Here is a 17,141-nt window from a genome sequence, read left to right as displayed (position 1 = left end):
TTTCATCTATCATTACATCATTTATCCGATCATATTTGTTGGGGTATATGCATTATTTGTTATTTTTTATAACCCGTTCGGTGCTATGCATATGATTTTAATCTATTTTTTGCAATTAGTGTGTATAATGCCTTGTCTACCATAAAATCTAACCGTAATAAAAAAGGCAGCCAATAAAACAGTACTCAATGGAATTTACATATTTTTGCATGAATTCCGAAACCATTTATCCAGGTTATCCGTATATGTAAGTATGAACGGTTCCGGGAAGCTCCGGTATTTATGAGCATTTATCATTTTAATAAATTTGGGAGATGAAGGATCATGAGCGAAAAGGGTTGTATGAAATGCGGAAGCAATGATGCTGCCAAGAAGGATGTAGCCATGACAGGAACAGGCTTGTCAAAAATGTTCGATGTCCAGAATAATCAATTCACGGTTGTGTATTGCAAGCAGTGCGGTTATTCGGAGTTTTATAATAGGCAATCATCTGCAGGCAGTAATCTCCTGGATCTATTCTTTGGATGATCATCGGCACGACAAGAATCCCCTTTCATGAAAAGAGGATTCTTGTTTTTTTCATACTGCCCATTACCCGATGAAGTGATTTTGAACGACTTTTGTAAATTCCTTGGCGACGGGTGAAAGGTGTTTAGCTGATTTCATGACCAATCCGATCTCCCGGGAAAGTTCCGGGTTCAAGGGCAGGCTTTTGATGCGTTCGGGTTTTTCCGGTAAAGCCAGGTCTGGCATAATCGTGATGCCTAATTTTCCTGCTACCATTGAGAGCACCGTTTGATTGTCTTTAATGTCGTATGAAATGTTTGGTTTTATCTTGGCTTCCAGGAATCTATCTTCTATGAGTGTTTCACAGCCAGATCTCAGCATGATGAATGGTTGATCAACGAAGTCTTCCAGGTTCAATGAGGTTTTCCCTGAAAGCGGATGGTCTTCGTACACGACAGCTGATAGAGGATCTGTTAGCAGAGGGATGAATTCCACGTTCTTTACTGGTTTTGCTGCAAAGCCGATGTCCACTGTTCCTTCTTCGATCCATGTTAAGATTTCCTCATATCCACCTTCATGAATCAGCAAATCGATATTAGGGTATTTTTCTTTAAAGATGGAGAATAGCTTTGGTATGAATCTGGCAGTGAAGCTTGGAAAACTGCCAATCGTTATTTTACCGATTTCCATTCCATTCACAGCTGCAATCTTTTGTTCGATATGTGCAAGGTTGGCAGCAATGGCCCGCATATGTGGAATGACTTGTTCTCCCGCAGTCGTGAGTGTTATACCTTTTCGGTCACGCTTCAATAAAGTCACACCAAGTTCCGTTTCAAGTGCTGTAATGTTATGGCTCACGCCTGATTGAGTCAGTCCGATCCGGTCTCCCGCTTTCGTAAAACTTCCGTGTTCAACAACATGTAAAAAGACTTCCAGTTGAAAAAAATTCAAATGCCCCACACCCTTCTTCTATGAATTATACATGAGAAACTCTAATCCAAGTAATGAAAAACATTCATTTTACTTATGATGTAGTCGAGAATACAATAACATTACAAATTAAAATACGAATGGGTGATGGAAAATGATGAAACGGAAATACGGGCAAATTTTTTCACCGTACACGCTTTGTAATGGAACGGTTCTTAAAAACAGGATTGTAGTTGCGCCGATGACCACTTATTCAGGTCAAGAGGATGGCTTGGTTTCTGACGAGGAATTAGCCTACTATAAAAGAAGGGCGGATGGACCTGCCATGTTCATTACTGCTGCTGCCGCCATTTCCCCTGTTGCGACAAGCTTTCCCCGGCAAATGAAAGTATATGATGAACAAAGCCTCGCTGGACTCACTGAGCTTTCAAAAACCATCAAATCCAAAGGTGCAAAAGCCATTCTCCAGCTTCATCATGGCGGAAGCGAGAGCCTTCCAAGCTGTACAGGCGGAGAAAAAATGGTTAGTCCGAGCGGAATCATTGCAAGTGTTTATAAAGGAATGGGCGAAGAGTACATTCCAAGGTCAATGAGCCACACTGAGATTCTATCCACTATTCAAGACTTTGGAAGAGCCACCCGCCATGCCATTCGTTCAGGATTCGACGGTGTGGAAATCCATGGAGCGAATGGCTATCTCCTGCAGCAGTTTTTCTCCCCCCACTCTAACAGACGGAGAGATCATTGGGGAGGGAGTTTGAAGAATAGAATGCATTTTCCACTTGCCGTCATCGCGGAGGTGAAGCGGATCCGTGATCTATATGCAGACAAGGAATTCGTTATTGGGTATCGCTTCTCCCCCGAAGAACCGGAAGAAGGCGGATTGAAAATGGATGATACAGCTGCATTGGTAGATGAATTGGCAACTCAGGGGCTTTCCTATTTACATCTTTCTGTTAAAAATGTCTGGTCCATGCCTAGAAGCGGATTGAACAGGGGATTGACAAGGACCGAAATTCTCCGCGATGTCATAGCTGGCAGGACCAGTTTCATATCACTTGGATCGATTCATACTCCAGAGGAAGCAAATGCTGTGCTTGAGAAAAATATACCGCTTTTCGCTTTAGGAAGGGAATTGCTGATGGAACCGGACTGGGCCGCCAAAATAAAGGAAGGCAGGGAAGACGAGATCATGACAGCCTTACCGCGCGATAGCAGGTGCACATTAATGATTCCGGATCAAATGTGGGCGAATATCATTACTCGTGACGGCATGCCCGAGAGATGATAGTATGAATGTAAAAAATGGAAATTTCATGAGGGGAAATTAAATGAATAAAATAGCACTTCTTCAACTGTCTCTAGCCATGACAATCTTCGGTTCTGTCGGTTTCTTTTCGGAACTATCAGGACTTCCTGCATTGGAACTGGTTTTTGTTCGCTGCATTTGTGCTGCCGTTTTCTTATGTGCAGCCTGGATGATTACCGGACATTTCAAGAACGAAATATGGAATGGCAGGGAGGTAATGCTCATCATTTTCTGCGCGGTGGCCAACTTGTTGAACTGGATATTCCTCTTTAAATCTTTTGAGCTGATATCGGTGACAATCGCCATTTCGCTTTATCATTTAGCGCCGATCCTTGTACTCATTATAGGGAGCCTCATTTTTAGGGGGAAAATGAATGTATTCTCCATCTTGGCCATTTCCCTTTGCTTCATTGGCACATTACTCATTATGGGAACAGATGGATTTCGATCATCATCCCCTGAATGGGAGGGCATCATGTATGGGATCATTGCTGCCTTTTTCTATGCGGCAACCATGCTTTTAGGAAAGAGCATTACAAAGACCAGTGTATATGCGACCACATTTCTGCAAATGTTCATTGGATTTCTATTACTGATTCCTTTTGTCGATTATTCCGTATATACAACGTTAAAATCTTCCGAATGGTTTTATACGGTGCTTACCGGCATCATCCATACAGGCGTCGTGTATTTGCTGTTTTTTAATAGTATTCGCCATTTGCCTACAAATGTAGTATCTTTCATGATTTTTGTCGATCCGGCAGTTGCCATCCTTTTGGATATTCTGCTTTCAGGATTTAAACCGGACGGGATTCAAATTCTGGGTATTTCCTTGATATTTATTGGGGTGGTCTATTCACTTAAAACGACTGGACCGACTGAAAATGATGTCATGCAAAAAAGGCCGCACACAATGTGAGGCCTTTTCCTTTATGCATGTACCTATTGATTAAATTGATAGACATCCCAAATGTCAGGAGTTTCTGATCCAATGTACCAAGCAGCTGCACCGCCTAGATGATTTTGTTTAACCAGGTCCATACGGAGCTTCATCGATTTCTTATCTTCTATCCAAATTTGATGTTTTTTCCCTTTGGAAGTGTACACCACGTAATTTTGTTGCGTCTGTTTATCCCATACCTTTTTAAGTTTTTGAGTTGAAATGATTTTGTTGACCTCAGCCATGGTACGGTCATGACTTTTCACTTTTTTGGTCGACAAATCGGTTTCCCATTCTCTCGTATAAAATGGTACAGCCAATATGATCTTATGAGCAGGAACTTCTTTCATTAAAAGCTTGGTTCCTTCTTTGATCCAAGGTAACGAGGAAACGGACCCGGCTACTGGGCTCCCTCCCCAATGCTCGTCATAACCCATTATGATTATATAGTCCGCTACTTTGCCAAGTGCTTTCCTATCTAAGCTTTTTGACCAATAAGGGTCTTCATTTTCTCGGGTGACATCCACAGACACTTTAATTCCATGCGGTTTTAGTGCCTTTTTCAGTTCGCCTATGAAAAGTACAAAGTGCTTCTTATTTTTTGGATCGATGTTTTCAAAATCTACATTTATTCCATCACTTTTCGTTTTAACAAGTGAATCGCGTAAAGTTGAAACTAATTTCTGGCGTTTTTTTGTATTGCCTAGTACAGAACCAGTTAATACAGGGTCAAATTTATTCCCGATAAGCTGCCAAACTTGTTTTCCTTGTTTATGTGCAGCTTGGATGTATTTTGTATCTACAGAAACGGAAACGTAATTACCGGTATCCGTCAGCGTATAAGAACGGGGAGATACTACATTCAAATTGGGGTGTTTAAGTTGCTGGGTATAGCTTTCTTTCGATCCGTTATGCTTCCAGCCCATGACGATACGATTTTGCGCCTTATTTTGAAGCTGGGATTTCTTTATCCAGCCCTTTTTTCCGCCAAGCAATTGAACCTGGTAGTAATAATCAGGAACCTTCAATTTTTGGCCCACTTTAAGGGTAACCGTGCGTAAGTTATTTAATTTCGTCAAATCATTTGTTGTTACCTTGTATTTAGTGGAAATCTTCCACAATGTATCGCCTGATACAACCTTATGGATCTTATATTTCTGGGGAATCTTCAGGCTTTGGCCAACAGTTATTTCGGAAGAAGTTAATTTATTTACTTTTTGCAGCTCACTTACTGAAACACCATATTGATTTGCTATTTTCCATAGTGTGTTTCCAGACTTCACTTTATGAATGATGGGCCCCGCGGAATCCCCAACGGAAGAAGAAATGATGGGAAACTCTTCGCCCTTCTTTAAGGTCTTTAATAGAGTGGAACCTAATTTAGGAGAACTAAAAACTTTTGTATTGTCCGCTTTAACAAAACCTATGGATTGGGTTTTACTTGATGAATGACCACTGGTTGGAAAGAGACACATACAAAGAAGGCTTAACATAATAAAACATCCAAAGAATTTTTTCACAATGATTTTATTCCCCTTTGTAAAATTTAACTTTACTAGTTTACTATGGAGAATAGCCATATAAATAGAGGTACATTGTGGAAAGGCATTTCTAACATCGCGTGGGACGAATTATTCCGTAAGAAGGACAAGTGATTTGTAAGTAGAAGGGGAGGGTTTATATGTCAAATTTTGAATTACAGTTTTATGATTTCAACATATGGGCAAATAATCAGATTTTCAACCGTTTAAAAGAGCTTCCAAAGGAAGTTTACCATCAGGAAGTTCAAAGTGTGTTTTCATCGATATCGAGTGTGATGGCCCATGTGTATCTTTCCGATCTGGGGTGGGCGGAAGTTTTTTCCGGTAAAAGCATGAAACATGCATTGGATTTGGCAGAACAACGGAAGGAACAAACAGAGTCAAAGGAATTGGAGGAAATGGAGGCCATGTTTATTGAGCTGTCCGAGCGGTACAAATCGCTGCTTGGCCAAAAAGAAAATATGCATAAACCTCTTATAATTGAGAATCCAGCTGGCGGACAAATGAAAACAAGTGCAGCCGAATTGGTACCGCATGTCGTGAATCATGGAACCTATCATCGGGGCAATATCACGGCCATGTTGCGCCAAATGGGTTATGCCTCAACTTCGACGGATTATGGTCTTTATTTATTTTTAAAAGGAGAGTAACGGGTCTTCATTTGCTTACTGATGGGACTGTAAGCATTGACAGTCCTGTTCTTAAAGTAAGGCCGCCTGTTATTTTGAAGATAAAGAAATCCTATATATGTGTACAGGTTAACCGGTTCTTCCTGGTTGGCCTTTTTTTACGTTTGTCACTGGAATTGACTTGTACATGACATTTGTCATCTTCTAGTCATGACACCTGGTACTAATAAAATCAGGTTGGATTCTTTATACTATGGATAACGACAAAAAAAAGGAAGTGCAATTGAAATATGACCTTGCAAAATACGAAATCCTTGAAAAAACAAATTGCTCCTTTTGAACAATCAACGACAAAGCAAAGTATATGGCAGATCATCAATACTTTGGGGCCGTTCATCATTCTATGGTACCTAGCATATATAAGTCTTTCCGTTTCTTATTGGTTAGCTTTAATCCCAGCTGTGTTTGCTGCAGGATTCTTGACGAGAATATTCATCATTTTTCATGATTGTACGCATCATTCATTTTTCAAAGACCGCCGTGCGAATAGAATCGTCGGTACGATCATGGGTGTTTTGACTTTATTTCCGTTTGATCAATGGGGACATGAGCATTCAGTGCATCACGCAACAAGCGGTAATTTGGATAAGAGGGGTACAGGTGATATTTGGACCCTTACGGTAGATGAGTATTTGGCTGCACCGTTTAAACTTCGTTTTGCTTATCGTTTTTATCGTAATCCATTGGTCATGTTTGGTTTGGGGCCGATTTATGTTTTCCTTCTTAAAAATAGATTTAACCGTAAAGGTGCTAGAAAGAAGGAAAAAAATAATACGTATTTGACGAATGCATTAATCGTCGTTTTTGCGGCATTGCTTTGCCTGGCAGTAGGCTGGCAGTCGTTCCTTCTGGTACAAGGTTCCATTTTCATGATTTCCGGTTCAATCGGCATTTGGCTGTTTTACGTCCAGCACACATTCGAGGACTCTTATTTTGAAGAAAATGAAGAGTGGGAATATGTATTGGCAGCAGTGGAGGGAAGTTCTTTTTATAAGCTTCCAAAACTGATGCAGTTCCTTACTGGCAATATCGGTTACCATCATGTTCACCATTTAAGTCCAAGGGTGCCTAACTATAAATTGGAAATGGCGCATAATAATACGCAGCCTTTAGAGAACGTTCCGACGATCACTCTTGCGACAAGCTTGCGCTCACTCGGTTTCCGTTTATGGGATGAGGAATCCAAGAATTTCGTCGGTTTCAAGGACATAAAATATTTAACGAAAAAAAGTGTTTCCACTCAAGTGAAATCTGAACTGTAACGTTCATGTATCATTCCAGACTCCCTTAATAATCCTCGGATTTGGGGAGTCTTTGTTTCATATAAGGAACTCGATAAAGGAGAGAACTTAAAAATGATTCGAATTGTCATTGCAGAAAATCAGCAAATGCTATTAGAGGCAATAAGTTCTCTACTCAATCTTGAAGAAGATATAGAAATTGTCGGGCAAGCCAGTAACGGAGAAGAAGCGATGGCTATTGTACACCAATTACGGCCTGATGTGTGTATCATGGATATGGAGATGCCTGTAATGAGCGGACTCGAGGCAGCGGAAGCATTAAGGTCATTTGAATGCAAAGTGGTCATTTTAACGACATTTCGAAGGACTGGTTATTTTCAACTCGCATTAAAGGCTGATGTAAGTGGTTATTTATTGAAGGATAACCCGGGTGAAGAGTTAGCCTGCTCGATTCGCAGCATAATGGATGGCAAGCGAATATACTCCCCAGAGCTTATTGATGGGCCTTCCAGCCATAATGGCCGGGAAATGGGAGTGTTAGGGCTGTTAGCCGATGGTCCATCCAATATTGAGCCGTCCAATCAAAGCGGCACAATTGGGACAGTACGGAAGTATTTTACGACGATCAAGGATAAAATGAAGTTACCGGCTGGTTAGGATTTGTTTCTTAAATTCTGTTGACACGTTTTTTTAAATTGTGTACGATGGATTAAATCATAATATTGAAAATTCTGTGATGAAGAGAGTAGTTCATTTGGAAATGGAAAGCGAGTTAGGGATGGTGGGAGCCTAATGCAGGTCGGATGAATGAAGCGCACTTTGGAGAAATTTCTTGAAACGTTCAGTAGGGAATATCGGGGAGTCACCTCGTTAACAATGGAAAGTGGCCGCAATTTGTGGCAACTAGAGTGGTACCACGGGAATTCATGCTCTCGTCTCTTATTTAGAGACGGGGGCTTTTTTGTTTAGGAGGGAAAATGACGATGAATAAACCAATTGCAGAATTGATTTCAACTGCTTTGAACAATGAAATGCCAGCAAGTGAAATAGAAAAATTAATGGAAAAGCCGAAATTGATGGAGTTAGGTGATGTCGCCTTTCCGTGCTTTACTCTTGCGAAAAAATTCAAAAAATCGCCTCAGGTGATTGCGTCGGAAATAGCCCAACAATTAAACAGTACGTTGATTCAAGAAGTGAACGTAGTGGGAGGTTATCTGAATATCTTCGTCAATCAACAGATGGTGACGGAAAACGTGCTGCAAACGATATTAAGGGAAAAGGATCAGTATGGTTCGATGCAGACTGAACAAGGAAATGTCGTGATTGATTATTCCTCCCCGAATATTGCCAAGCCTTTTTCCATGGGACACTTACGTTCAACGGTCATAGGGAATGCACTGGCCAACATTGCCGAAAAAAATGGCTACAATGCCGTTCGTATCAATCATTTAGGAGATTGGGGCACGCAATTCGGTAAGTTGATTGTCGCGTATAAGCTGTGGGGAGATAAAGAGGCAATCGAAGCTTCTCCGATTCAGGAATTATTGAAAATCTATGTGAAGTTCCATGAAAGAGCCGAAACGGATGAATCATTGAATGAACAAGCACGCGCAAGCTTCAAGTCGCTTGAAGACGGGGACGAGGAAGCACTGGCATTGTGGAAATGGTTCAGGGATGCGTCGTTAAAAGAATTCGAGACGATTTATGATTTATTGGGCATCCGTTTTGATTCCTATGCCGGCGAAGCATTTTACAATGATAAAATGGATGCGGTTGTCGGGGAACTAAAAGAAAAAGGCCTGCTTGCCCTTTCAGAAGGTGCCTATGTCGTGCAATTGGAAGATATGCCGCCTTGTTTGATTACGAAAACCGATGGTGCGACACTTTATGCCACACGTGATTTAGCTGCTGCCATGTATCGTAAAAAACAGTATGAGGCAAAGAAAACATTTTATGTGGTCGGAAATGAACAATCCCTGCACTTTAAACAACTCTTTAACGTCATTGAAAAAATGGGGTATGAATGGTCAAAAGACTTACAGCACGTAGCATTTGGCATGATGCTAAAAGACGGTAAGAAAATGTCGACCCGTAAAGGGAAAGTTGTGCTGCTTGCGGATGTATTGGCAGAGGCGATTGAAACTGCAAAGCGCAATATTGAAGAAAAAAATCAAGCGCTTGAACAGAAAGAACTGGTTGCTAGACAAGTCGGTGTCGGAGCGGTAATCTTTAATGATTTAAAAAATAACCGCATGAACGATATTGATTTTTCATTAGAGCAAATGATGAATTTTGAGGGAGAAACGGGCCCCTATGTACAGTACACATATGCGCGAATTTCCTCCTTGCTTGAAAAAGGTGATTTTAAAGAGCAGACCATCCAATATGAAGCTTTAGGCGAATATGCGTGGCCAGTCATCCAGCTGCTGGAGCAATACCCGATCATTGTCCAAAAATCATTTGAACAAGCCGATCCATCACAAATCGCGAAATTCAGCTTGCATGTATCGCGTGCATTCAATAAGTATTATGCACATTCGAAAATCTTAGTGGAAGATGAATGGAAACAAATGAAGCTCTCATTCGCTTTTTCCGTTGCAATCGTATTGAAGGATGCGCTAAGTTTATTGGGCATTTCAACGCCGAATAAAATGTAATCCATGTCTATAAAAGGAGCCATTTTGTTTCAAAATGGCTCCATAATTTATCTATATCCTTGCATGAACGAAGCTCTTTTATTTTAGAAGAAAAGTATCTGTCTTGGGCTGTCCTTTTTTCTCCCATGTAATATGCAGCTTGTACACATGCTCTTTTTTTGGAGGATCACCCAAATAAAAATCCGTTGATAACGGATTTAATTTTGTAACAGAGCCATCTTCACTTTTTCCTTCTGTAAATCCCTTATGTTCCACTACTATTTTTCCATTATCAGTAAAGCTTACTTCTTTTATCTTGACCTTGCAAAGACTTTTGTTGAAGATGTCCAATCCATCCGCCGACTGTTTCATCAGAGTTTTTCTTATAATTTGCTTTCCACATACCATTATCAGATGTTCCTCCAATTGCAATACTGGAATAATTCCAATAACCTCCGATAGCAACACCCATACATATAACTACAACAAGTAACCATTTTGAATATTTATTTTTCATTAAAAAAAGCCTTCCCCTCTCTGTAACTGTTTATATTATACAGTTTAGTTAATATATTTTAGTATAGGGAAATGAAGGAGTGCGGTGAAAAAAGCAACAGGCTGTCAGCTTAGCTACGCATTTTCAGCGGAAGAAAAAGAATTTGAATAAAATGGATTGACATTCATTGGTAATGTGTTAATATTTATAAAAATGGAACCGGTTCCAAAATTCGCGAATGGATGAATGTAATGGTTAAACAAGAAAACGCAAAGGTTACAATTTACGATGTTGCTAGAGAAGCAGGTGTTTCAAAGACCTCTGTTTCCCGGTATTTAGGGGGGAGATTTGATGAACTCTCTGACAAGACCCGTAAGAAAATCGAACTGGCGATCACCAAAATGGAGTACCGCCCAAACACGATGGCAAGAGGGCTCAAAAGCAATAAGAGTTATTTGATTGGAATCATCGTGGCGGACATCAACAATCCATATACGACGGCCATCCTTCGGGGGGCTGAGGATATATGCAGCCAGAATGGATATAATCTGATGATTTGCAATTCGGATAATAACCCCGAGAAGGAAAGAGGCTATTTTGATATGCTTTTATCCCATCGCATCGACGGGCTTATCATTCATACGACTGGCGGTAATCACGACATGCTAAAACAGATGCAAGAGCAAAAGACCCCGATCATCCTTTTGGATCGGAAGGTGCCAGATCTTGAAATCGATACGGTAGGATTGGATAATTTTCAGGCTACTTCACAAGCTGTCAATTATTTGGTTGGCCAAAATTATGAACGAATTGCATTTTTCAGCGAACCTGCCAGCAATGTCAGTACCAGGCATGAGCGGCGGCTATCTTTTCAGCAAACGTTGATGAACCATAGCCATCCGAGTTCAGGTGATGTTTTTGAGGTCAATGTCGATGATTTAAAAGATGTCGAGTCCAAGCTCCAGCATTTTTTAGATGACTCAAAAGGCGTATCAAGAGCTATATTGACGGCAAATAGTGTCGTGCTATTAAAATTAATTTTACTTTTACAAGAAAAGAAACTGTCGGTCCCGGAAGATTTAGCAATGATGGGATTTGATAATCCGGATTGGAGCACCATCGTTTATTCGGGCATTACAACGATTGAACAGCCCACATACCAAATCGGGGTCGCTGCTATGGAAATGATCCTGCGCCGCATTGATGGACAGGCTTCCCCAGCGCAGACAATGGCGTATCAAGCGAAATTGAATATAAGGAAAACGACTCCATTTATACAAAAATCATAAGTCTTCTAAACTTGAAGACTTTATTAACTCACAAAATGGTACCGATACCATTTTGGGGTCAGGAGGATTAATATGAAAGTCTTTGTATGCATGAATTCAATACCGGCCGAAAAGCTTCAAGCGCTCGGACATCTTGAAATCATAAAACTGGTAGCAGCCGCAGGAGCTGATGGAATCGAAATCAGAAAAGAATTATTGACGCCGGATGATTCTCTGGAAGAATTGGGTGCCTTATGCAGGGAGCTTAACTTGGACATTTATTATTCCGCTCCTGAATTCCTGATCGGCTCGAACCATCAAATGAATGAAATAGGTTTTAAACGCTTGGCAAGGGAAGCGGATGAATTGGGAGCGGAATTGCTGAAGATGCCTCTAGGAAACTACGATTTTTTTGAAACAGATATGTTTCGAATGAATGAAGCCTTGGTGGAAAATCTGCAAAACCGTGAAATGAAAATCACCATCGAGAATGATCAGACGCTTGGCGGTGGTAACGTAAACCGGATCGCTCATTTCCTGAGTTGCTCCGAAAAGTTCGATATCCCGATAAGATTGACATTTGATACGGGCAATTGGCTGTATACAGAAGAAGTTCCAATGGAAGCTGCGAAAGGTTTAGCGGGATATGTGGACTATATTCATTTAAAGCAAGTGAAACGCGAGAAAGAGGGTTGGGTGACTGAGCCGGTATCGATGCCGCTGCTGCCTGAGGTAATGGAGTTATTGGAAAAGTTTAATGGCGCTTGTCCGGTAGCGATTGAATTCCCGGTAACATTGGAAAATGCAGCGACTTATATTTCACTTATGAAAATGGAACAGGAGGTCAGCCATGAACGAGCTTAAGGTACTGACGATGGGAGAGGCAATGGCGATGTTCATCGCTGAGGATTCGGGCAGCCTTGATGATTGCATGCGTTATAAGCGTTATGTGGCAGGGGCCGAAACCAATGTAGCGATTGGCCTGTCAAGGTTAGGGATTAAAACTGCATGGATGAGCAAGGTGGGCGATGATTCGTTCGGGCGCATGATTATGAAAACGCTCACAAATGAGGGGGTGGATGTCTCCCATGTTTTGATGGATCCATTCAATCCAACTGGGTTCCAGTTAAAATCCAAAGTCGAACAAGGAGATCCGGTCGTTGAATACTTTAGGAAGAATTCAAGCGCCAGTAAGATTTCCCTGGAGGACTTTCCCCTGGAGAAACTCCCTTCAACTCAGCACCTGCATTTAACGGGGATACCTCCTGCCATTTCCGGCAGTTTCAGAGATCTGTCATGGCAAGTCTTGAAACATCTGAAACAAAAGGGTGTAACCGTTTCATTCGATCCAAATCTGCGTCCATCACTCTGGCCGAATGAAAGGGAGATGATCAGCATCGTCAATATGTTTGCGGAGGAGGCGGATTGGCTGCTTCCCGGAATTCAGGAAGGTGAAATTCTTACAGGATACAGCAACAAAGAGGATATCGCCAGTTACTACCTCGAACTCGGTGTTAAGCTTGTGGTGATTAAACTCGGGGAAGAAGGAGCCTACTTTGCAACCCAAGATGAAAGGAAGGAGGTACCGGGTTTTACCGTAGCGGAAGTCGTGGATACCGTAGGGGCAGGGGACGGGTTTGCTGTCGGGGTAATCAGCGCTTTACTGGAAGGGGCATCGAATGAAGAAGCAGTTTTACGCGGAAATGCGATAGGGGCCAAGGCCGTGATGTCTTCCGGAGATCACGAAGGCCTTCCTGATATGGAAGAGCTAGAACACTTTATGAAAAAAGGAGTGCTTCAATCATGTCTCAATTACAAGTAGCTTCGAGAAAAAGGTGGATGAGATTGATCCCCTTAGTGTTCATCACATACAGTCTCGCTTATCTCGACCGTGCCAACTATGGGTTTGGCGTAGCGGGAGGAATGGGGGAAGACCTTAATATAACAGCTGGGGTATCCTCCTTTCTGGCCGCGCTGTTTTTCCTTGGTTATTTCTTCTTTCAAATTCCAGGTGCACATTACGCAGAAAAGAAAAGTGCCAAAATCCTGATTTTTTGGAGCTTGATTCTCTGGGGAGGACTGGCGACCTTGACGGGGATGGCGACAAGTGTGGCATGGCTCTATCCGATTCGCTTCTTGCTTGGTGTTGTTGAAAGCGCTGTTATGCCCGCGATGCTCGTCTTCTTAAGCCACTGGTTTCTAAAAGAAGAACGCTCCCGGGCCAACACCTTTTTGATTCTGGGGAATCCAGTTACTGTATTGTGGATGTCGATCCTTTCCGGCTACCTATTGAAGGCATTCGACTGGAGATGGCTGTTCATCATTGAAGGACTTCCGGCTGTCCTGTGGGCGTTTATCTGGTATAAGGTCGTCAATGACCGTCCCAAAGATGCCAAGTGGCTTACAGATCAGGAAAAGCAAGATATGGAAGCGACCCTCCAGAAAGAACAGGCCGCATTAAAACCTGTGAAAAATTATCGGGAAGCTTTTAAGTCAAAGCAGGTCATCGTCCTCAGTATCCAATACTTCATGTGGAGCATCGGGGTTTATGGGTTCGTCATGTGGCTGCCGTCCATTATTAAACAAGCATCGAGCATGGATATCGTGGCAACGGGCTGGCTTTCAGCCGGACCTTATTTGTTAGCGGTCATTTCGATGCTGGCACTATCCTATTTTTCGGATAAAACATTGAATCGAAAAACGTTCGTTTGGACATCGCTGCTTGTGGGGGCAATCGCATTCTTCGGGTCCTTCATGCTCGGCACATCGAATTTCTGGCTTTCATATGCCCTGTTGGTCATTGCAGGCGGTGCGATGTATGCGCCATATGGACCGTTCTTTGCCATCATTCCTGAAATTCTCCCAAGGAATGTGGCAGGCGGAGCAATGGCCCTGATTAATAGCATGGGAGCGCTTGGCTCATTTGTAGGTGCTTATTTCGTCGGATATTTAAACGGATTGACCGGCGGGCCTGGAGCATCCTATATTTTCATGGCGGGATCGTTATTGATTTCAGCGTTACTCACATTGATGGTTAAAAAGCCTGCGGTTACGTCAGTCAAGCAAATGAAGGTGGCTTCGTCATGAAAATACAGCTGGCGTTGGATCGCATGAATATGGAGGAAGCCATTGAAATGGCACGACGCGTGGAAGCCTCGATTGATTGGATTGAGGTGGGGACTTCCCTGATTAAAGAGTTCGGCGTGAATAGCATCATAGAAATGAAAAATCACTTTCCGGATAAAAAAATCGTTGCCGACATGAAGACGATGGACAATGCGGCTTATGAAATGGATCTTTGCTTTCAAAGCGGGGCTGATATAGCTACGGTAATGGGAGCTGCATCGGATGTAACCATCCAAAAATGCCTGGAAAAAGCGCGTGAATACAAGGGGCAGATCATGATTGATTTATTGAATGTATCCGATACCCGGCTTGAGCAATTACGGATTTACCGTCAGGCGATATTCTGTGAGCATGTAAGCAAGGACAGCCAGGAGAATTCAGGTCACGCCATGATCAATATGAGAAATCATGCTGGGTCCATGAGGGCTGCAGCAGGAGGGATCACTCTTTCGTCCTTGCCTGTAATGGTCAGGAAGGGGCTGGATGTCATCATCATTGGCTCGGCGATTACAAAAGCAAAGAATCCAGCAGAAGCTGCCCGTCTATTTAAGGAAACGGTGAATGGAAAGAAAGGTGTGAAGGAAGTTTGAAGAAGGAAATTGGGGTTATTTTAGAAGAAATGAACGGTGTATTTCACAAAATGGACGAAGGGGTAACGGATGTGCTCCTAAAAAATTTACGGACCGACACCAGGATCTTCATCGTTGGTGAAGGCAGATCGGGCTTCATGGCCAAAGCCTTTGCGATGAGATTGATGCACCTTGGCTTAAACGTCTATGCAGTCGGGGAAACGATTACCCCTTCTATTTCGAAAGGCGATCTGATCATAGCCATTAGCGGGAGCGGCTCGACCAAAAGTGTGATATCAGTTGCAGCAAAAGGCAGGGAAGTGGGATGCAAGGTGTTTTCGATCACGACGAATGACCAATCGGAATTGGCGAATGTCTCTCATGAGGTCTTGGTGATACCGGCAGCAACGAAAAATCGCTTGGAACATGAAACGAAAAGCGTCCAGCCGTTAAGTTCTTTGTTTGATCAATGTGTACATGTTTTATGTGATGCAGTATGCTTGGACTATTCATTAACCGAGTCCATCAGCCACGAGCTTACTTATTCCAAACATAGTAATGTAGAGTGAAATATGGCGGGACCCCTTCAGCGGGTGCCCGCTTTTTTTGATATGAAAAATGCCCTTACTCCCAAACGGGAATAAAGGGCATGCACCGTGAACATGTCACGGTGATCATGAATTAATAAGCCAGGCTGAATAGGGCTTTGATGTGTGATAGGTAGCGAACATTACTTGCTTCTTTCATCAATGTAGCCGGAAGGCCTTTAAGGGACGTGTTATTGGCCCCAACGGTTGCAACTGCATCCTTACGGCCAAGGCTCGCAAGTGTACCTGAGTTTACAGGTGAGAATTCTTCAAGCTTCTTGCCTTCAAATGCTGCATATAGGTTGTATCCAACAAGCTCACCCATTTGCCAAGCATTTTGTGCAGTAGGAGCATATGGACGGCCGCCTTCTGGAGGGAAAGCAACGGCACTGTCGCCGACAACGAATACGTCTTTATGGGATTTGGATTGCAAATACTCATTGACGGTTGCTTTGCCGCGATCCACTTCAAGGCCTGATTCGCCTACGATAGGAAGAGCCGCAACTCCGCCTGTCCAAACAAGCGTATTGGCCGTTATCGTCTGTCCGTCTTTCAATTCGATTTGATTTCCTTTAACACCCGTTACAGGCAGACCTGTCAGGAATTCAACGCCGCGTGCTTCCAAGCTTGTCATGGCACGTTCGATTAAGTGATCAGGCAGTACCGGAAGGATTTTTGGACCAGCTTCCACAAGCTTGATTTTCAAGTCCTTGAAGTCCACTCCGAACTTTTTGGCGATTTTAGGGAAATGATCCACGATTTCACCGATTAACTCAACGCCCGTCAATCCGCCGCCGCCAATCACGATGGTTGCGTCCGCTTCATTATTCGTTTGAGAATATTCGCGAATGCGATCTTCGATATGTTTGTAAATCTTGTTAGCATCATTAACGGATTTCAAGACCATGCTGTTTTCCTCAAGTCCCGGAATGCCGAAGAATCCTGTTTGGCTTCCCAAAGCAACAACCAGGGCATCATAAGATAATGTGGAACCATTGGCAAGTTTCACTTCTTTATTATCGACCGAGAATGACTCCACTTTGGAAATGACAAGGTCGATATCTTTTCCTTTGAAAAGCTTTTCCAAAGGAATGGAAACGGCTTGTTCAGAAATGGATCCGCCTGCAAGACGGTGCAATTCAGTGATGATTTGGTGCGTTGGAAATTGGTTCACCACTGTAACCTGCACTTCATCCTTTTTGTAATATTCACGTACGGATAAGGCAGATAGTAATCCTGCATAACCTGCACCTAAGATGACGATTTGTTTTGACATAGTTAATCCCCCGTTCTTACTGATTG

18 protein-coding genes and 1 other annotated feature are annotated in these 17,141 nt (G+C 42.5%); of the genes, 13 read left to right on the top strand and 5 right to left on the bottom strand.

Annotation, left to right across the window (positions count from 1 at the left end; all coding sequences use genetic code 11):
- The first annotated feature begins 324 nt into the window (after positions 1-324).
- Positions 325-528 (top strand): zinc ribbon domain-containing protein, encoded by a 204-nt coding sequence (locus tag AC3WLU_RS05795; protein WP_057276417.1) that lies wholly within the window; start codon positions 325-327, stop codon positions 526-528.
- Between the two features lie 63 nt (positions 529-591).
- On the opposite strand, the gene AC3WLU_RS05790 is transcribed toward AC3WLU_RS05795, so the two are convergent.
- Positions 592-1,458 carry a LysR family transcriptional regulator gene (locus AC3WLU_RS05790; protein WP_106028572.1) on the bottom strand — a complete coding sequence of 289 codons (867 nt, stop codon included), beginning with the start codon at positions 1,456-1,458 and terminating at the stop codon, positions 592-594.
- A 133-nt stretch (positions 1,459-1,591) separates the two neighbouring features.
- Here AC3WLU_RS05790 and AC3WLU_RS05785 point away from each other — a divergent pair, with 133 nt between their 5' ends.
- Together AC3WLU_RS05785 and AC3WLU_RS05780 are read left to right on the top strand one after the other, a co-directional pair.
- Positions 1,592-2,725, top strand: coding sequence for an NADH-dependent flavin oxidoreductase (locus tag AC3WLU_RS05785; RefSeq protein WP_492596964.1), 1,134 nt, complete (start codon positions 1,592-1,594; stop codon positions 2,723-2,725).
- A gap of 43 nt (positions 2,726-2,768) precedes the next feature.
- Positions 2,769-3,665: a DMT family transporter gene (locus AC3WLU_RS05780; protein WP_492596963.1), complete on the top strand. Its 897-nt coding sequence runs from the start codon at positions 2,769-2,771 to the stop codon at positions 3,663-3,665.
- A gap of 23 nt (positions 3,666-3,688) precedes the next feature.
- On the opposite strand, the gene AC3WLU_RS05775 is transcribed toward AC3WLU_RS05780, so the two are convergent.
- Positions 3,689-5,179: a LysM peptidoglycan-binding domain-containing protein gene (locus tag AC3WLU_RS05775; RefSeq protein WP_492596962.1), complete on the bottom strand. Its 1,491-nt coding sequence runs from the start codon at positions 5,177-5,179 to the stop codon at positions 3,689-3,691.
- Between the two features lie 188 nt (positions 5,180-5,367).
- Here AC3WLU_RS05775 and AC3WLU_RS05770 point away from each other — a divergent pair, with 188 nt between their 5' ends.
- From AC3WLU_RS05770 to argS, 4 genes are all read left to right on the top strand, one after another.
- On the top strand, positions 5,368-5,877 hold the full coding sequence (locus AC3WLU_RS05770; RefSeq protein ID WP_492596961.1) for a DinB family protein: 510 nt from the start codon (positions 5,368-5,370) through the stop codon (positions 5,875-5,877).
- Positions 5,878-6,146: 269 nt separating this feature from the next.
- Positions 6,147-7,178 carry a Delta(5) desaturase DesA gene (desA, locus tag AC3WLU_RS05765; RefSeq protein ID WP_400448810.1) on the top strand — a complete coding sequence of 344 codons (1,032 nt, stop codon included), beginning with the start codon at positions 6,147-6,149 and terminating at the stop codon, positions 7,176-7,178.
- A gap of 93 nt (positions 7,179-7,271) precedes the next feature.
- Positions 7,272-7,814: a response regulator gene (locus AC3WLU_RS05760; RefSeq protein ID WP_400448809.1), complete on the top strand. Its 543-nt coding sequence runs from the start codon at positions 7,272-7,274 to the stop codon at positions 7,812-7,814.
- Positions 7,815-7,881: 67 nt separating this feature from the next.
- Positions 7,882-8,100: a binding site (T-box leader), on the top strand.
- A 34-nt stretch (positions 8,101-8,134) separates the two neighbouring features.
- Positions 8,135-9,814, top strand: a complete 1,680-nt coding sequence (argS, locus tag AC3WLU_RS05755; protein WP_492596960.1) for an arginine--tRNA ligase — start codon at positions 8,135-8,137, stop codon at positions 9,812-9,814.
- 78 nt (positions 9,815-9,892) lie between these two features.
- Here argS and AC3WLU_RS05750 read toward each other — a convergent pair whose 3' ends face one another.
- Both AC3WLU_RS05750 and AC3WLU_RS05745 read right to left on the bottom strand, forming a co-directional pair.
- Positions 9,893-10,069, bottom strand: coding sequence for a hypothetical protein (locus AC3WLU_RS05750; RefSeq protein WP_411739004.1), 177 nt, complete (start codon positions 10,067-10,069; stop codon positions 9,893-9,895).
- A 16-nt stretch (positions 10,070-10,085) separates the two neighbouring features.
- On the bottom strand, positions 10,086-10,310 hold the full coding sequence (locus tag AC3WLU_RS05745; protein ID WP_492596959.1) for a hypothetical protein: 225 nt from the start codon (positions 10,308-10,310) through the stop codon (positions 10,086-10,088).
- A 230-nt stretch (positions 10,311-10,540) separates the two neighbouring features.
- Between AC3WLU_RS05745 and AC3WLU_RS05740 the strand changes: the two genes are divergently transcribed.
- The 6 genes from AC3WLU_RS05740 to hxlB all read left to right on the top strand — a co-directional run bounded on the left by AC3WLU_RS05740 (position 10,541) and on the right by hxlB (position 15,821).
- Positions 10,541-11,578: a LacI family DNA-binding transcriptional regulator gene (locus AC3WLU_RS05740; RefSeq protein WP_492596958.1), complete on the top strand. Its 1,038-nt coding sequence runs from the start codon at positions 10,541-10,543 to the stop codon at positions 11,576-11,578.
- A 72-nt stretch (positions 11,579-11,650) separates the two neighbouring features.
- Positions 11,651-12,421, top strand: coding sequence for a sugar phosphate isomerase/epimerase family protein (locus AC3WLU_RS05735; protein ID WP_328136120.1), 771 nt, complete (start codon positions 11,651-11,653; stop codon positions 12,419-12,421).
- On the top strand, positions 12,408-13,379 hold the full coding sequence (locus AC3WLU_RS05730; RefSeq protein ID WP_106028579.1) for a sugar kinase: 972 nt from the start codon (positions 12,408-12,410) through the stop codon (positions 13,377-13,379). Before AC3WLU_RS05735 ends, AC3WLU_RS05730 begins: the two co-directional genes overlap by 14 nt.
- Complete coding sequence (locus AC3WLU_RS05725; RefSeq protein WP_268565154.1) at positions 13,361-14,644, top strand: MFS transporter; 1,284 nt, start codon at positions 13,361-13,363, stop codon at positions 14,642-14,644. Before AC3WLU_RS05730 ends, AC3WLU_RS05725 begins: the two co-directional genes overlap by 19 nt.
- A complete protein-coding gene (gene hxlA, locus AC3WLU_RS05720) occupies positions 14,641-15,273 on the top strand; it encodes a 3-hexulose-6-phosphate synthase (protein WP_492596957.1) in 633 nt (210 codons plus the stop codon). The genes AC3WLU_RS05725 and hxlA overlap by 4 nt, the downstream gene beginning before the upstream one ends.
- Entirely contained in the window at positions 15,270-15,821 is a 552-nt protein-coding gene (gene hxlB, locus AC3WLU_RS05715; protein ID WP_098184918.1) for a 6-phospho-3-hexuloisomerase, read from the top strand. The genes hxlA and hxlB overlap by 4 nt, the downstream gene beginning before the upstream one ends.
- Positions 15,822-15,933: 112 nt before the next feature.
- Here the strand turns inward: hxlB and AC3WLU_RS05710 are convergent, their stop codons facing one another.
- Positions 15,934-17,115 (bottom strand): NAD(P)/FAD-dependent oxidoreductase, encoded by a 1,182-nt coding sequence (locus tag AC3WLU_RS05710; protein WP_063575153.1) that lies wholly within the window; start codon positions 17,113-17,115, stop codon positions 15,934-15,936.
- Between the last annotated feature and the right edge of the window lie 26 nt (positions 17,116-17,141).

The organism is Peribacillus sp. FW305-BF15 (genome assembly GCF_058783805.1).
Note: the sequence above shows the minus strand (reverse complement) of the source record. Positions and strands in the feature narration are given on the sequence as shown.

Bases quoted from the DNA above. Each gene is read 5' to 3' on its own strand.
- AC3WLU_RS05795 (WP_057276417.1), top strand. From the start codon at position 325: ATGAGCGAAAAGGGTTGTATGAAATGCGGAAGCAATGATGCTGCCAAG.
- AC3WLU_RS05785 (WP_492596964.1), top strand. From the start codon at position 1,592: ATGATGAAACGGAAATACGGGCAAATTTTTTCACCGTACACGCTTTGT.
- AC3WLU_RS05780 (WP_492596963.1), top strand. From the start codon at position 2,769: ATGAATAAAATAGCACTTCTTCAACTGTCTCTAGCCATGACAATCTTC.
- AC3WLU_RS05775 (WP_492596962.1), bottom strand. From the start codon at position 5,179: ATGTTAAGCCTTCTTTGTATGTGTCTCTTTCCAACCAGTGGTCATTCA.
- AC3WLU_RS05770 (WP_492596961.1), top strand. From the start codon at position 5,368: ATGTCAAATTTTGAATTACAGTTTTATGATTTCAACATATGGGCAAAT.
- desA (WP_400448810.1), top strand. From the start codon at position 6,147: ATGACCTTGCAAAATACGAAATCCTTGAAAAAACAAATTGCTCCTTTT.
- AC3WLU_RS05760 (WP_400448809.1), top strand. From the start codon at position 7,272: ATGATTCGAATTGTCATTGCAGAAAATCAGCAAATGCTATTAGAGGCA.
- argS (WP_492596960.1), top strand. From the start codon at position 8,135: ATGACGATGAATAAACCAATTGCAGAATTGATTTCAACTGCTTTGAAC.
- AC3WLU_RS05745 (WP_492596959.1), bottom strand. From the start codon at position 10,310: ATGAAAAATAAATATTCAAAATGGTTACTTGTTGTAGTTATATGTATG.
- AC3WLU_RS05740 (WP_492596958.1), top strand. From the start codon at position 10,541: ATGGTTAAACAAGAAAACGCAAAGGTTACAATTTACGATGTTGCTAGA.
- AC3WLU_RS05735 (WP_328136120.1), top strand. From the start codon at position 11,651: ATGAAAGTCTTTGTATGCATGAATTCAATACCGGCCGAAAAGCTTCAA.
- AC3WLU_RS05730 (WP_106028579.1), top strand. From the start codon at position 12,408: ATGAACGAGCTTAAGGTACTGACGATGGGAGAGGCAATGGCGATGTTC.
- AC3WLU_RS05725 (WP_268565154.1), top strand. From the start codon at position 13,361: ATGTCTCAATTACAAGTAGCTTCGAGAAAAAGGTGGATGAGATTGATC.
- hxlA (WP_492596957.1), top strand. From the start codon at position 14,641: ATGAAAATACAGCTGGCGTTGGATCGCATGAATATGGAGGAAGCCATT.
- AC3WLU_RS05710 (WP_063575153.1), bottom strand. From the start codon at position 17,115: ATGTCAAAACAAATCGTCATCTTAGGTGCAGGTTATGCAGGATTACTA.